Origin of the sequence: Enterobacter sp. HMSC16D10, assembly GCF_001807145.1 — a bacterium.
Lineage (GTDB): Bacteria > Pseudomonadota > Gammaproteobacteria > Enterobacterales > Enterobacteriaceae > Enterobacter > Enterobacter roggenkampii.
Genome location: NZ_KV787911.1, coordinates 1 through 12,999, shown reverse-complemented (window position 1 = coordinate 12,999; position 12,999 = coordinate 1). Strand labels below are relative to the sequence as shown.

Annotated in this window: 13 protein-coding genes; 7 read left to right on the top strand and 6 right to left on the bottom strand. The window is 60.4% G+C overall.

What is annotated here, in order from left to right; translation table 11 throughout:
- Window positions 1-5 precede the first annotated feature (5 nt).
- From HMPREF3143_RS21710 to HMPREF3143_RS21695, 4 genes are read left to right on the top strand one after another with little or no spacing between them, the layout of a single operon-like run.
- The gene (locus tag HMPREF3143_RS21710; RefSeq protein ID WP_070534279.1) at window positions 6-551 is read left to right on the top strand and encodes a fimbrial protein; all 546 of its coding nucleotides are present in this window, start codon (window positions 6-8) and stop codon (window positions 549-551) included.
- A gap of 51 nt (window positions 552-602) precedes the next feature.
- Entirely contained in the window at window positions 603-1,091 is a 489-nt protein-coding gene (locus HMPREF3143_RS21705; RefSeq protein ID WP_306138596.1) for a fimbrial protein, read from the top strand.
- Window positions 1,092-1,101: 10 nt separating this feature from the next.
- On the top strand, window positions 1,102-1,803 hold the full coding sequence (locus HMPREF3143_RS21700) for a fimbria/pilus periplasmic chaperone (RefSeq protein WP_032635836.1): 702 nt from the start codon (window positions 1,102-1,104) through the stop codon (window positions 1,801-1,803).
- 9 nt (window positions 1,804-1,812) lie between these two features.
- Complete coding sequence (locus tag HMPREF3143_RS21695) at window positions 1,813-2,100, top strand: hypothetical protein (protein WP_070534278.1); 288 nt, start codon at window positions 1,813-1,815, stop codon at window positions 2,098-2,100.
- 101 nt (window positions 2,101-2,201) lie between these two features.
- Here the strand turns inward: HMPREF3143_RS21695 and lsrG are convergent, their stop codons facing one another.
- The 6 genes from lsrG to lsrA are packed head-to-tail and all read right to left on the bottom strand — an operon-like array spanning window position 2,202 to window position 7,887.
- Window positions 2,202-2,495: a (4S)-4-hydroxy-5-phosphonooxypentane-2,3-dione isomerase gene (gene lsrG / locus HMPREF3143_RS21690; protein ID WP_008503162.1), complete on the bottom strand. Its 294-nt coding sequence runs from the start codon at window positions 2,493-2,495 to the stop codon at window positions 2,202-2,204.
- Complete coding sequence (lsrF, locus tag HMPREF3143_RS21685) at window positions 2,492-3,379, bottom strand: 3-hydroxy-5-phosphonooxypentane-2,4-dione thiolase (RefSeq protein WP_070534277.1); 888 nt, start codon at window positions 3,377-3,379, stop codon at window positions 2,492-2,494. Before lsrF ends, lsrG begins: the two co-directional genes overlap by 4 nt.
- Before the next feature lie 11 nt (window positions 3,380-3,390).
- Complete coding sequence (gene lsrB / locus HMPREF3143_RS21680) at window positions 3,391-4,392, bottom strand: autoinducer 2 ABC transporter substrate-binding protein LsrB (protein WP_025912529.1); 1,002 nt, start codon at window positions 4,390-4,392, stop codon at window positions 3,391-3,393.
- Window position 4,393: 1 nt separating this feature from the next.
- Window positions 4,394-5,371, bottom strand: coding sequence for an autoinducer 2 ABC transporter permease LsrD (lsrD, locus tag HMPREF3143_RS21675; protein ID WP_070534276.1), 978 nt, complete (start codon window positions 5,369-5,371; stop codon window positions 4,394-4,396).
- Window positions 5,372-6,403, bottom strand: coding sequence for an autoinducer 2 ABC transporter permease LsrC (lsrC, locus tag HMPREF3143_RS21670; RefSeq protein WP_023294623.1), 1,032 nt, complete (start codon window positions 6,401-6,403; stop codon window positions 5,372-5,374).
- Window positions 6,400-7,887 carry an autoinducer 2 ABC transporter ATP-binding protein LsrA gene (gene lsrA / locus HMPREF3143_RS21665; protein ID WP_039024800.1) on the bottom strand — a complete coding sequence of 496 codons (1,488 nt, stop codon included), beginning with the start codon at window positions 7,885-7,887 and terminating at the stop codon, window positions 6,400-6,402. Before lsrA ends, lsrC begins: the two co-directional genes overlap by 4 nt.
- 215 nt (window positions 7,888-8,102) lie before the next feature.
- On the opposite strand from lsrA, the gene lsrR reads away from it, so the two are divergent.
- From lsrR to HMPREF3143_RS21650, 3 genes are all read left to right on the top strand, one after another.
- Window positions 8,103-9,074, top strand: coding sequence for a transcriptional regulator LsrR (gene lsrR / locus HMPREF3143_RS21660; RefSeq protein WP_008503156.1), 972 nt, complete (start codon window positions 8,103-8,105; stop codon window positions 9,072-9,074).
- A 32-nt stretch (window positions 9,075-9,106) separates the two neighbouring features.
- Window positions 9,107-10,687: an autoinducer-2 kinase gene (gene lsrK / locus HMPREF3143_RS21655; protein ID WP_070534275.1), complete on the top strand. Its 1,581-nt coding sequence runs from the start codon at window positions 9,107-9,109 to the stop codon at window positions 10,685-10,687.
- 185 nt (window positions 10,688-10,872) lie between these two features.
- The gene (locus tag HMPREF3143_RS21650) at window positions 10,873-12,894 is read left to right on the top strand and encodes an NADPH-dependent 2,4-dienoyl-CoA reductase (RefSeq protein WP_070534274.1); all 2,022 of its coding nucleotides are present in this window, start codon (window positions 10,873-10,875) and stop codon (window positions 12,892-12,894) included.
- Window positions 12,895-12,999: the final 105 nt, after the last annotated feature.

Genomic DNA, 12,999 nt, shown 5'->3' with positions numbered 1-12,999 from the left:
GGGTGATGAAAAAGCGCTATTTTCTCCTGTTTCTGCTGGCAAATCTGGCGTTGTCCTTACAGACCGCCAGAGCAGAAAATGACAGTTTCAATGTTCAGTTTATCGGCACCATCGTGGGGGAGTCCTGCAACGTCGACACAGGCAGCGTTGAGCAGACGGTCGAACTCGGTGACTTTACCGCGGATGATTTCCCGTCGGTTGGCACCACAACGCCGGATACAAAGTTTGATATCACGTTGAAAGGTTGCACCCGCGCCATTACCGGCACCAAAGTTTGGTTTACCGGGAATGTGGATGCGAACAACCCGACATTGCTGGCACTTTCAGATAACGGAAAGGGAACGCCTGGCAGGATGGCAACGGGCCTCGGCGTTGAGCTACTGGATTCCAATCGCACCCCAATACCGATCAATAATACGGAGTCCTCGCTTTATCCGCTGCTGCCGGGGGATAACACGCTCACGTTTTATTTGCACTATAAATCCACGCTGCCCGTTGTGACGTCAGGAAATGCGACTGCCGTTATGTATTTTGACCTGCTTTATCAGTAAGGAATATGAATGAAACCGTTTCTCCGGTTATTTTTCTTCTGCATTATCCTGATGCACCTGGGCAGTGCGAGTACAATGGCGCACGACGGGACCGTTTATATTGTAGGCACCGTAAAAAGCAAAACCTGCATCATATCGCCTGATTCGGAAAATCTTATCGTTCGTATGAGCGACGTCGCCACAGGGCAATTTACGAACCAGAAAAATAATACGCCATGGGAACATTTTGCTATCAATCTTGAAAACTGCGGCGCAGGGTTGAATAACATCAGTACCCATTTTGAAGGCACACCCAATCAGGGCAACGCAGATTTGCTTTCGCTGACAGGCGGTCCGGGTTATGCCAGCGGCGTGGCTATCGGTATTTATAATCCGGACAAAACGCTTATACCGCTGGGCGATGAAAGCCAGCTGTTTACGCTGTCAAATAACCAGCTTACTGCCACCCTTGATTTTTATGCCCGTTATCTTGCTGACGGAGGCGCTGTATCGCCCGGAACAGCCAATGCTGCAGCAACCTTTATTTTGACTTATGCCTGATGACACCGTGATGAAACTGCGCATCCTGATCCCTGTTTTAGCCATCTTAACGTTCATCTCTTTTGCGCATGCAGGCGTCGTGATAGGGGGGACACGCTTCGTCTATCCTGAAAAACAGCACTCCATTACCGTTTCAGTGCGCAATAAATCCACGCTTCCCTGGCTGGTCAGCGCAAAAATTTATGCTGGCGGAAACTGGCCAGGGGCAACCTCTGCCCCCCAGGCGACCTCGGCGCTTGTTGCAACGCCCGCGCTTTTTGCACTACAGGGCGGACGCGAAAATAGCATCAGGATTTTTCGTGCCGATGAGGGTTTGCCTGCTGACCGTGAAACGCTTTTCACCCTCAGCATCTCAACCATTCCAGCCAGTAAGACCAGCAGCGACAACGTGCAAATGGCCGTACGTTCGAGCTTCAAAGTGTTCTATCGCCCTGAGGGATTAAACGGCAATCCAGAAAACGCGTATCGGGAAATCCTCTGGTCATATTCAGCAAACCAGCTCGTGGTGAAGAACCCGACCCCCTACTACGTGACGCTCTTCCAGACGCGTATTAACAACAAATCCATTGATAACGCGGGCATCATTGCCCCTTTCAGCCAGCGAACAATGGACGAGTGCCAGAAGGCGCCTCGCTGCGAAATACGCTGGCAAACCATAAACGACTATGGCCGGGTTATGCCGCCCGTGGTTAACATCCTTAATCTGAAATGAGTACCCATCATGTTTTTGATAAAGCACCCCTTCCTCGTTCTGACCGTTTTCGTCACACTGACCGCACCGGCGCTGAGCCAGGCCGCTGAGTATACCGCTGAGCAGAAGACGGAAATCGGCAAAATCGCCGAGGATTACTTTACCGCCCATCCGGAAAAAATGGGTGAAGCGATATCTATCTACCTGGCTAATCATCCTGAGTTTCTGGTTGCCGCGAGCGAAAACCTACGCCAAAGCCAGCAAGCGGCCGCGCAAAAAATGAAAGAGATGCAGGACGCAGCCAAAAAAGCGCAGTAAAGCAAAATCTAAAGCCGGGCGGACTACGCTCATCCGGCCTACAAAACCATTCCACCTTTTCCCCAAAAGCCCGGTAAGCGCAGCGCCACCGGGCAAGACCATTACTCCGGCAATAACCCGACAAAGCTGCGTTTTTTGCGCGGCTCCGACATCAGCTCCTCCAGCTTATCCACGCACGCGAGATAGTGCGGGGTTTGCTTATGCGCCAGCACCGCCTCTTCGTCTTTATAGGCTTCGTAGATAAAGAACCGGGTTTTCACCCTCGGGTCCTGCAATACGTCAAAACGCAGGTTCCCCGGCTCCTGGATTGCGCCCTCGTGGTTGGCGCGAAACACCTCCAGAAACTCGTCCACCCGCTCGGGCTTAATGTTGATCTCTACCAGCGTCACGTTCATTTTGCTTCTCCCTGTTTCTCTTCCTGCCAGAACTGGAACGCATCACGGGCATTCCAGTTCTCGTGCACCACTTTCTTCACCGCCTTCAGCATGGCGAGCGGCGCACTGGACTGGAAGATGTTGCGCCCCATGTCCACGCCGGACGCGCCCTGGTCTATCGCGCGCCAGCACATCTCCAGCGCCTCGTGCTCCGGCAGCTTTTTGCCCCCTGCGATAACGATCGGCACCGGGCAGCTGGCGGTCACTTTTTCAAAACCCTGATCCACGTAGTAGGTTTTGACGAACTGCGCCCCCATTTCGGCGGCGATGCGGCTTGCCAGCGAGAAATACCGAGCGTCACGCGCCATCTCTTTCCCCACGCCCGTTACCGCCAGCGTCGGCATGCCGTAGCGCGCCCCTGCATCGACAAGCTTGATGATGTTGTTGATCGACTGATGCTCAAACTCGCTTCCGATGTACACCTGCGCCGCCACCGCGCAGACGTTCAGGCGCAGGGCGTCTTCCATCGCCACCGCCACGCACTCGTTGGAAAGTTCGCCCAGAATCGAGTTACCGCCGGAGGCGCGCAGCACCACCGGCTTGTTCGTCGCGGCGGGCACCAGGCTCCTGAGGATGCCGCGGGTACACATCAGCACGTCGGTTTCACCAAACAGCGGCGCGATAGAGAGGTCGATACGCTCAAGGCCGGTAGTCGGCCCCTGAAAGTAGCCGTGGTCAAAGGCCAGCATCACCGTACGGTTGCTCTGCGGATTGAAGATGCGCGCCAGCCGCGACTGCATGCCCCAGTCCAGCGAGCCGCAGCCCTTCAGGGTGAACGGCACATTTTGCTGCGGCGTGCCGATGCCAAAATCCTTGCCGTCTTTGATGTCGTCTAAATCAGCCATTTGCTCCCCCGTCAGAAATCGTATTTGCTGATGTTCTCTTTGGTGAACACCACGCGTTCCGGCAGCAGCACGATGCCGTTGCCCTTCGCCTCATACTGGTAGCCCTGCACGCTGTTCGGCTCGACCTTCAGCGTCCCGATATTTTTCACGTCCACGCTGTCGCCAACGTTAAGATCGCCTTTTTTCAGCAAACGATCGGCGACATTGACCGCAATTTTGCCCTGTTGCACCACGTCCCACAGGCCGAAGGCCTTCACCGTGCCGCGCTCAACGTACGGGCGCATCACGTTCGGCGTGCTGAACCCGACAATCGCCACCCCTTCCCGCTTCAGGTTTTCTGCCGCCTGCGCGGCAGCAGGAAGCGCGTTGGCGTCCGGGGCGATGACCGCATCCAGATCCGGATAGGCTTTTAAGATCCCTTCGGCGGTCTGCAACGATTTGGTGGCGTCGTTATAGCCAAACTGGGTGGTGACGATCTGCCACTGGGGATGGTCTTTCTCGATTTTGGCCTTCGCCTCTTTCACCCACTGGTTCTGATCGGTAACGGTCGGGCTGGAGTAGAAGAACGCCACTTTCGCGTTCGGTTTGGTGACCTGCTTGCCCGCCATCTCCACCAGCAGGCCGCCCAGCTGTTCCGGCGTGCCCTGGTTGATGTAGATGCTGCGGCACTCCGGTTTGGTGTCGGAATCCCAGGTCAGGACCTTGACGCCGCGCTGCATCGCGCGCTTCAGCGCCGGACACAACCCATCCGGCGACACGGCGGAGACGATAATGGCGTTATAGCCCTGGTTGACGAAGTTATTGATGAGCTGCACCTGGCCGGAGACGCTCGGCTCGGTTGGGCCGTCGTAGGTCACGTCCACGCCAAGATCTTTCCCCGCCTCTTTCGCACCGTTGCCGCCGCTGGTGAAGAAGCCGACGCCCACCAGCTTCGGGATAAAGGCAATGCGGTCCGCCGCCTGCGCCGAAGCGAAGCTGAGGGCCATTGCCAGGACGAGCAGTTTTGTTTTCATCTTACGCTCCGGATAGTTTTCTAAAGAGAGATCGCACCCATTCGCGGTGCAGACTCAGCGAACGCCCCATCACCACCACAACCAGCAGCGCCCCCGACAGCGCGCTCGACACCTGGTTGGGGATGCCGACCATCTGTAAACCCTGTTGCAGGTACCCCACCAGCAGCGCCGCCAGCGCCGTACCGACAACCGAACCTGACCCGCCGTAGATATTGGCTCCGCCGAGCACGGCGGCGGTGAGCGCAGGCATTAAAAGATCGCGCCCCAGATCCGAACGCGCGGAGCCGAAATAGGAGACCATCACCAGCGCGGCAATCGCCGAGGCCACGCCCACCAGGCCGTACAGCACGTAGGGCATGCCGTTCACCGGCAGCGCCGCATAGCGCGCCGCGCGCGGGTTCTGCCCAATCAGGAACAGATGACGGCCAAAGCGCCCGCGGTGGGTAATAAGCCAGAAGAAGACGGTGATTACCGCGAACAAGACCAATGGGATCGGCAGACCCAACACCGTGAGGTTAGCGAACGCCGTGAAGCTGTCCGGGAAGCCGCCGATGCCCTCGTAGCCCGTCGCGCCCGCCATGCCGGAGAGCAGCAGCGCGCCGCCGCCGTAGAGGTAGAGCGTGCCGAGGGTGATCACCAGCGGGCTGATGCCGGTGTAGTGGATCAGCGCCGCGTTTACCAGCCCGCACAGCAGACCCAGCAGCAGCGTCAGCGGAACGGCGACCGCCATCGGCCACCCGGCCTGCATCATCACCCCCAGCGCGATGGCGCACAGGCCGATGGTTGAGCCGAGGGAGATGTCGATCCCGCCGCTGATAATCACCAGCGTAAGCGGCAGCGCCACGATGCCGATGCAGATAAAGTCGCTGGTGCTGAACAGCAGCATGCTGATATCGAGCATCCGCGGGTTGATGGCCCCGAAAAGCAGGATCTCCAGCACCAGCAAAATGAGCAGCGCGCTTTCCCAGTTAAGCCTCATTTACGCCACCTCTTTTTTACGTTTGGGAAAGGGGGTGACGTGCTTTCCCCCTCTGTTGCCCGGCTGGAAACGACCGTACTTCAGCGCCCGCTGATGCCGCGCCAGCGCCTGACGCAGACGCCCGTCGAGCACCAGCACGCCCAGCAGCACCAGCCCGGCGATAAAGTCGTTCCACCAGGCCGGAAGCCTGAACAGCACCAGCACGGTGTCGATTTGCGTCAGGAAGAAGGCGCCGAGTAGCGCGCCGATCAGCGTGCCCGTTCCGCCCAGCAGTGAAATGCCCCCCAGTACGCAGGCGGCGATGGCCTTCATCTCCAGCCCGCTGCCGGTCTGGTTGGGCACGAAGCCAATCTGTGCGGCAAAGACAATCCCGGCGCAGGCCGCCAGCATGCCGTTGAGGGTAAAGGCGATCATGCGGGTGCGATTCACCGCCACGCCCAGCTGGCGCGCGGCGGCGAGGTTATCCCCCACCGCGTAGAAATCACGCCCGAACGCGGTGCGCGACAGCGTCCACGCGCCGGTGACCACGATAATCAACACCACCATGCCAAGGGGCGACACGCCGATGGCCGCAGGCTCAGAGAGCGATTTCAACCCCGGCGGCAGCCCTTCAATCCACTTTCCGCCCGTCCAGAGCAGCATCGCTCCACGGTACAGCCCCAGCGTGCCGAGGGTGGCGACAATCGCCGGGATGCGTAATCCCACCACCAGAAAACCGTTGAATGCCCCCGCCAGCGCGCCAACTGACAGCGCGAAGAGAATGGAAACGGGCAGGCTGTAGCCACTGTTCAGCGCCACGCCGACGGCGATGGCGGACAGCCCGACGGTTGACCCCACGGAGACGTCGATATTGCGGGTCAGCATCACCAGCGCCGCGCCGATCGCCAGCAGGATCAGGATCTGCGAGCTGGCGAAGATCATCCCCAGCGTCTGCAAACTCAGGTACGACGGATTGAGCGCCACCAGCACGGCGAACAGCGCCAGAATGGCGAGAAACGCGCTCAGCTCGCGGTTTTTCAGTATGATCTTCATGATTGCCCTCCAAACGCCAGCGCCATCATGCGATCGAGGCTGACCGCATGGCGCGGCAGCTCGCCGCTGAGTACGCCCTGATGCATCACCAGCACGCGATCGGCAAGGCCGGGAAACTCATCAAGATCGCTTGAGATCATCAGCACCGCCACGTTCTGCGCCGCCACGCTTTTGATAAGCTGGTAGATATCGGCGCGCGCCGAGACGTCCACGCCGCGCGTCGGTTCATCGACGATCAGCAGTAACGGGTTGGCCTCCAGACAGCGTGCCAGCAGCACCTTCTGCTGGTTGCCGCCGGAGAGCGTGCGCACGGTTTGATCCGCATGGTTGAGCTTGATCCCCAGCGCCCGGTGATAGCGCTCCACCACCGCGGTCTCTCTTTTCCGCTGCTGCCAGAGCGACGGCTCGTTCAGCGCCACGGTGTTCCAGCGGATCGGCGCGTCGAGGAACAGGCCGGACACCTGCCTGTCTTCCGGCAGGTAGACCAGGCCTTTGTCCAGACGTGAACTTACCGGTGCGGCGGTGATGTCCTGGTTCTCCAGCCAGACGCGCCCCCCGCGCACAGGCCGCAGGCCATAGAGCGTTTCGGCAAACTCGGTGCGCCCGGAGCCTACCAACCCGGCCAGGCCGACGATCTCCCCGGCGTAGATCTCAAGGCTGAGATCGATAAACCCTTCCCCGGTAAGATCCTCCACCCGCAGCACCGGAAAGTCCTGCGGCTGGGTGCGACGATTGCCCGGCAGCGCCAGCCACAGCTTTTGCGTATCGCTGAGGGATTTCACGCGGCTTACCGGCGTCATGGCGGCAATCAGGGCGCTATCGTCAAACTGCGCGGTTTCACCGCTGAGCACCACCGCGCCGTCGCGCATCACCGAGACGTGGCTCGACAGCATGCGAATTTCTGGCAGCTTGTGCGAGATAAACACGATCCCGACGCCGAGCGCCTGCAGGGCGCGGATCTGACGAAACAGCCGTTCGGTTTCACCCGGCGTGAGGGAGGCCGTGGGCTCGTCGAGGATCAGGATCCGGGCGTTGCGCATTAATCCGCGCAGAATCTCCACCATCTGCTGATCCGCCACTTCCAGGGTGCTGGCGGCGGCGTCGAGGTTCAGCCGGCACTGCAGCTGCTCAAGTTTCTCCGCCAGCCGCTTTTCCAGACCGCGCTCGCGCGGCAGGCGGAACAGGATGTTTTCCCGCACCGTCAGGTTGGGGAACAGCAGCGGCTCCTGCGGCACGAGGTAAATGCCGAGCCTGTGCGCCTGCACGGGCGTCAGCCGCGCATATGACTGCCCCTCGACGGAAAGTTCACCCTCATCCGGCGTCTCGACTCCGGCGATGATCTTCATCAGCGTTGATTTTCCCGCGCCGTTCCCGCCCATCAGCGCGTGCACCTGGCCCGCAAGCAGCGTGAAATCAATGCCTTTTAGAACCGGCACGCCTGAGAACTGCTTGCTGATACTTCGCGCGTCGAGAAGTGGGGTCATCATCGCTCCGCTATTGAACAAATGATTTTTAGATTTAATAATGTTCAAAAGCGTAGACGGTGAACTATATTTACAACCGTGCAGGGATCACAGTTTTATCGATTGAGATTCAGATAAACCAGAAACGATCGAAATGATCCGTTTTGTCGCGTGGCTCACACTTTCCCTCCGCGTCATCACGAACATATGATCTAAATTTTTATAAGAGTTCAATTATGAGCGATAAACGCACTGCGGAAGAAGGACGGTTTGCCGGACTGGCGCTGGCGGAAGAGGAGCTGGTGGCGCGCGTGGCCTGGTGCTACTACCACGACGGGCTGACCCAGAACGATATCGGCGAGCGGCTCGGGCTGCCGCGATTAAAAATCTCCCGCCTGCTGGAGAAAGGCCGCCAGTCCGGGGTGATCCGCGTGCAGATTAACTCCCGCTACGAGGGCTGCCTGTCGCTGGAAACCGAGCTACAGCAGCGCTTTGGCCTGAAGCTGGTGCGCGTGATGCCTGCCCTAAATACGCCGCCGATGAACGTGCGGTTAGGCATTGGCGCGGCGCAGTCGCTGATGGGCGTGCTGGAGCCCGGCCAGCTGCTGGCGGTGGGGTTCGGTGAAACCACCATGAGCAGCCTGCAGCACCTGAGCGGCTTTATCAGCTCGCAGCAGATCCGCCTCGTGACGCTGTCCGGCGGCGTCGGGCCGTATATGACCGGTATCGGCCAGCTGGACGCGGCCTGCAGCGTCAGCATGATCCCCGCCCCGCTTCGCGTGTCTTCCGCCGAAGTGGCCGGGATCTTAAAGCGCGAGACCAGCGTGCGGGACGTGATCCTCGCCGCCACCGCAGCCGACGTGGCGGTAGTTGGTATTGGTTCAGTAAACCAGCGCCGTGACGCCACGATCCTGCGCTCCGGCTATATCAGCGAAGGTGAACAGCTGATGTACGCCCGTAAAGGCGCGGTGGGCGATATCCTCGGCTATTTCCTCAATGCCGAAGGGGAGTGCGTTGAGGAGCTGGAGATCCACAAAGAATTACTCGGCGTCTCGCTTGATGAGCTGGCGCAGCTGCCCACCATCGTTGGCGTGGCCGGCGGGGAAGAGAAAGCCGATGCGATTTATGCCGCACTGAAGGGTCGCCGTATCAATGGCCTGGTGACGGAAGAGACGACAGCCCGCGCGGTGCTGGCTCTGGCCAAATAAGAGCCCGCCTGCGCTAACAGCGAGGCAAGCTCATGAGTTACCTTTTAGCGTTAGATGCAGGGACCGGCAGCGTTCGCGCCGTGATTTTCGATTTGCAGGGCAACCAGATTGCCGTCGGCCAGGCCGAGTGGAAGCACCTGAGCGTGGAGAACGTGCCGGGCTCGATGGAGTTCGACCTCGACACTAACTGGCAGCTGGCCTGCCGGTGCATTCATCAGGCGCTTGAGCGTGCGCGCCTGAGCGCGGCGGATATTCAGTCCGTCGCCTGCTGTTCGATGCGCGAAGGGATCGTGCTGTACGACCGTAACGGCGAGGCCATCTGGGCCTGCGCCAACGTCGACGCCCGCGCCAGCCGCGAGGTGGCCGAACTCAAAGAGATCCACGACAACCGTTTTGAATCCGAAGTGTATGAGGTCTCCGGCCAGACGCTGGCGCTGAGCGCCATGCCGCGCCTGCTGTGGCTGGCGCACCACCGTCCGGATATTTACCGCAGGGCCGCGACTATCACCATGATCAGCGACTGGCTGGCGGCGAAGCTCTCCGGCGAGCTGGCGGTCGACCCGTCGAACGCGGGCACCACCGGCATGCTGGATCTCTTCTCCCGCGACTGGCGTCCGGCGCTTCTCGACATGGCCGGGCTGCGTGCCGATATTCTCTCTCCGGTAAAAGAGACCGGCACCGTACTGGGTGCTATAACCCGGGAGGCCGCGCAGCAGAGCGGCCTGCGCGAAGGCACGCCGGTGGTGATGGGCGGCGGCGACGTGCAGCTGGGCTGTCTGGGGCTGGGCGTGGTCCGCGCTGGACAAACGGCGGTGCTGGGCGGCACCTTCTGGCAGCAGGTGGTCAATCTGCCGCAGGTACGCACCGACCCCGACATGAACATCCGCGTGAATCCGCACGTCATCCCCGGCATGGTGCAGGCGGAGTCGATCAGCTTCTTTACCGGGCTGACCATGCGCTGGTTCCGCGACGCCTTCTGCGCGGAGGAAAAGCTGATTGCCGAGCGGATGGGGATGGACACCTATTCCCTGCTGGAAGAGATGGCCAGCCGGGTGCCAGCGGGCTCCCACGGGGTAATGCCAATCTTCTCCGACGCAATGCATTTCAAGCAGTGGTACCACGCCGCGCCGTCGTTTATTAACCTCTCCATCGACCCGGAAAAATGCAATAAAGCGACGCTGTTCCGCGCCCTGGAGGAGAACGCGGCGATTGTTTCGGCCTGCAACCTGGCGCAGATTTCACGCTTTTCCGGCGTGACGTTTGAGAGCCTGGTGTTTGCGGGCGGCGGGTCAAAAGGTGCCCTGTGGAGCCAGATTTTAAGCGACGTCACGGGCCTGCCGGTGCGCGTGCCGGAAGTGAAAGAAGCCACGGCGCTGGGCTGCGCGATTGCTGCGGGTACGGGCGCGGGGCTGTTTGCCGATATGGCCTCGACGGGCGAGCGGCTGGTGAAATGGAGCCGCGAGTTCACGCCAAACCCGGCGCACCGCGAGCTGTACGACGGCATGATGCAGAAATGGCAGGCGGTATATGCGGACCAGCTCGGGCTGGTGGACAGCGGACTGACCACGTCGATGTGGCAGGCGCCGGGGCTGGTGCGGGCAGCGGCGCCGTAAATAACGCCGGATGGCGCTACGCTTATCTGTCCTGGGGATTTGTAGACCCGGTAAGCGCAGCGCCACCGGGGAAGTTCTTTGAGATCTATCACAATCATTCGATCCCGCTTTTACCTTTCCGCTGCCGCTGGCTAAATTAGTAACTCATCCGACCACATAACAATAATTTTACACTGGAAGAGACTATGAGCCGCTACCCGTCGTTATTCGCCCCTCTCGATCTGGGGTTCACCACACTCAAAAACCGCGTGTTGATGGGCTCGATGCACACCGGGCTCGAGGAGCATCCGGACGGGGCCGAGCGTCTGGCAGCTTTCTATGCCGAGCGCGCGCGCCACGGGGTGGCGCTGATTGTCACCGGCGGCGTGGCCCCTTCCCCTTCCGGCGTCGGCATGGAGGGCGGTGCGGTGCTGAACGATGCAGCACAGCTGCCGCATCACCGCATTGTGACCGACGCGGTACACAACGAGGGCGGTAAAATCGCCCTGCAAATTCTGCACACTGGACGCTACAGCTATCAGCCGAATCTGGTTGCGCCATCGGCCATTCAGGCGCCGATTAACCGCTTCACTCCGCATGCTCTGAGCCACGACGAGATCCTGGCGCTGATTGACGACTTCGCCCGCTGCGCCGCGCTGGCGCGTGAGGCGGGCTATGACGGCGTTGAGGTGATGGGCTCCGAAGGCTATCTGATCAACGAGTTCCTCGCCGCCCGCACTAACCACCGCGACGACGAATGGGGCGGCGACTATGCCCGCCGCATGCGCTTTGCCGTGGAGGTGGTGCGCGCGGTACGTGAACGTGCGGGCGCGGATTTTATTATCATCTTCCGCCTGTCGATGCTCGACCTGGTGGAGGGCGGCGGCACGTTCGACGATACCGTGCAGCTGGCGCAGGCGATAGAAGCCGCGGGCGCCACGATTATCAACACCGGCATCGGCTGGCACGAGGCGCGCATCCCGACCATCGCCACGCCGGTGCCGCGCGCGGCGTTCAGCTGGGTAACGCGCAGGCTGAAAGGCAAAGTGTCCGTTCCGCTGGTCACCACCAACCGCATTAACGATCCGCAGGTGGCGGACGATGTGATTTCGCGCGGCGATGCCGACATGGTCTCGATGGCGCGCCCGTTCCTGGCCGATGCCGAGCTGCTGTCGAAAGCGCAAAGCGGCCGTGCGGATGAGATCAACACCTGCATCGGCTGTAATCAGGCCTGTCTGGATCAGATCTTCGTCGGGAAGGTCACCTCCTGCCTGGTTAACCCACGCGCCTGCCATGAAACCAAAATGCCGATCGTTTCGGCGGTCAATAAAAAACGCCTGGCCGTCGTGGGTGCTGGCCCGGCAGGCCTGGCGTTTGCGGTCAATGCCGCCTCGCGCGGGCACGGCGTGACGCTGTTTGATGCGTTGGGAGAGATTGGCGGGCAGTTTAATATCGCCAAACAGATCCCCGGCAAAGAGGAGTTCTACGAAACGCTGCGCTACTACCGCCGGATGATCGAGCTGACGGGCGTCGAGCTGCGGCTTAACCAGTTTGTCCACGCGGCGGATCTGACTGATTTTGATGAGGTGATCCTGGCGAGCGGGATCGTACCGCGCACGCCTGCGATCGAGGGTATCGATCATCCAAAAGTGCTGAGCTATCTCGACGTGCTGCGTGACAAAGTACCGGTTGGCGAGAAGGTGGCGATTATCGGCTGCGGCGGGATCGGCTTTGATACCGCGATGTATTTGAGCCAGCCGGGCGAGGCGACCAGCCAGAACATTGCTGAGTTTTGCGTCGAATGGGGCATTGATACCAGCCTCAGCCAGTCCGGCGGCATGCGCCCCGAAGGGCCGCAGCTGCCAAAAAGCCCGCGCCAGATCGTGATGCTGCAGCGTAAGGCCAGCAAACCGGGCGAAGGACTGGGGAAAACCACCGGCTGGATCCACCGCGCCACCCTGCTCTCGCGCGGGGTGAAGATGATCCCGGCGGTGAGCTACCAGAAGATCGACGACGACGGGCTGCACGTCACGATCGGCGGCGAGCCGCAGCTGCTGCGCGTGGATCATGTGATTTTGTGTGCCGGGCAGGAGCCGAAGCGGGATCTGGCGGATCCGCTGCGCGAGGCCGGTAAAACGGTGCATCTGATCGGCGGGTGCGACGTGGCGATGGAGCTGGATGCGCGGCGCGCGATTGCGCAGGGGACGAAATTAGCTCTGATGATCTAGAACATTGCCGGGCGGCGCTGCGCTTGCCCGGCCTACGGGTCCGAGGCCATTGTAGGCCCGGTAAGCGCAGAGTATGAACCGGAAACATGGGTAACACTTTAGACC

Bases quoted from the DNA above. Each gene is read 5' to 3' on its own strand.
- HMPREF3143_RS21710 (WP_070534279.1), top strand. From the start codon at position 6: ATGAAAAAGCGCTATTTTCTCCTGTTTCTGCTGGCAAATCTGGCGTTG.
- HMPREF3143_RS21705 (WP_306138596.1), top strand. From the start codon at position 603: ATGCACCTGGGCAGTGCGAGTACAATGGCGCACGACGGGACCGTTTAT.
- HMPREF3143_RS21700 (WP_032635836.1), top strand. From the start codon at position 1,102: ATGAAACTGCGCATCCTGATCCCTGTTTTAGCCATCTTAACGTTCATC.
- HMPREF3143_RS21695 (WP_070534278.1), top strand. From the start codon at position 1,813: ATGTTTTTGATAAAGCACCCCTTCCTCGTTCTGACCGTTTTCGTCACA.
- lsrG (WP_008503162.1), bottom strand. From the start codon at position 2,495: ATGAACGTGACGCTGGTAGAGATCAACATTAAGCCCGAGCGGGTGGAC.
- lsrF (WP_070534277.1), bottom strand. From the start codon at position 3,379: ATGGCTGATTTAGACGACATCAAAGACGGCAAGGATTTTGGCATCGGC.
- lsrB (WP_025912529.1), bottom strand. From the start codon at position 4,392: ATGAAAACAAAACTGCTCGTCCTGGCAATGGCCCTCAGCTTCGCTTCG.
- lsrD (WP_070534276.1), bottom strand. From the start codon at position 5,371: ATGAGGCTTAACTGGGAAAGCGCGCTGCTCATTTTGCTGGTGCTGGAG.
- lsrC (WP_023294623.1), bottom strand. From the start codon at position 6,403: ATGAAGATCATACTGAAAAACCGCGAGCTGAGCGCGTTTCTCGCCATT.
- lsrA (WP_039024800.1), bottom strand. From the start codon at position 7,887: ATGACCCCACTTCTCGACGCGCGAAGTATCAGCAAGCAGTTCTCAGGC.
- lsrR (WP_008503156.1), top strand. From the start codon at position 8,103: ATGAGCGATAAACGCACTGCGGAAGAAGGACGGTTTGCCGGACTGGCG.
- lsrK (WP_070534275.1), top strand. From the start codon at position 9,107: ATGAGTTACCTTTTAGCGTTAGATGCAGGGACCGGCAGCGTTCGCGCC.
- HMPREF3143_RS21650 (WP_070534274.1), top strand. From the start codon at position 10,873: ATGAGCCGCTACCCGTCGTTATTCGCCCCTCTCGATCTGGGGTTCACC.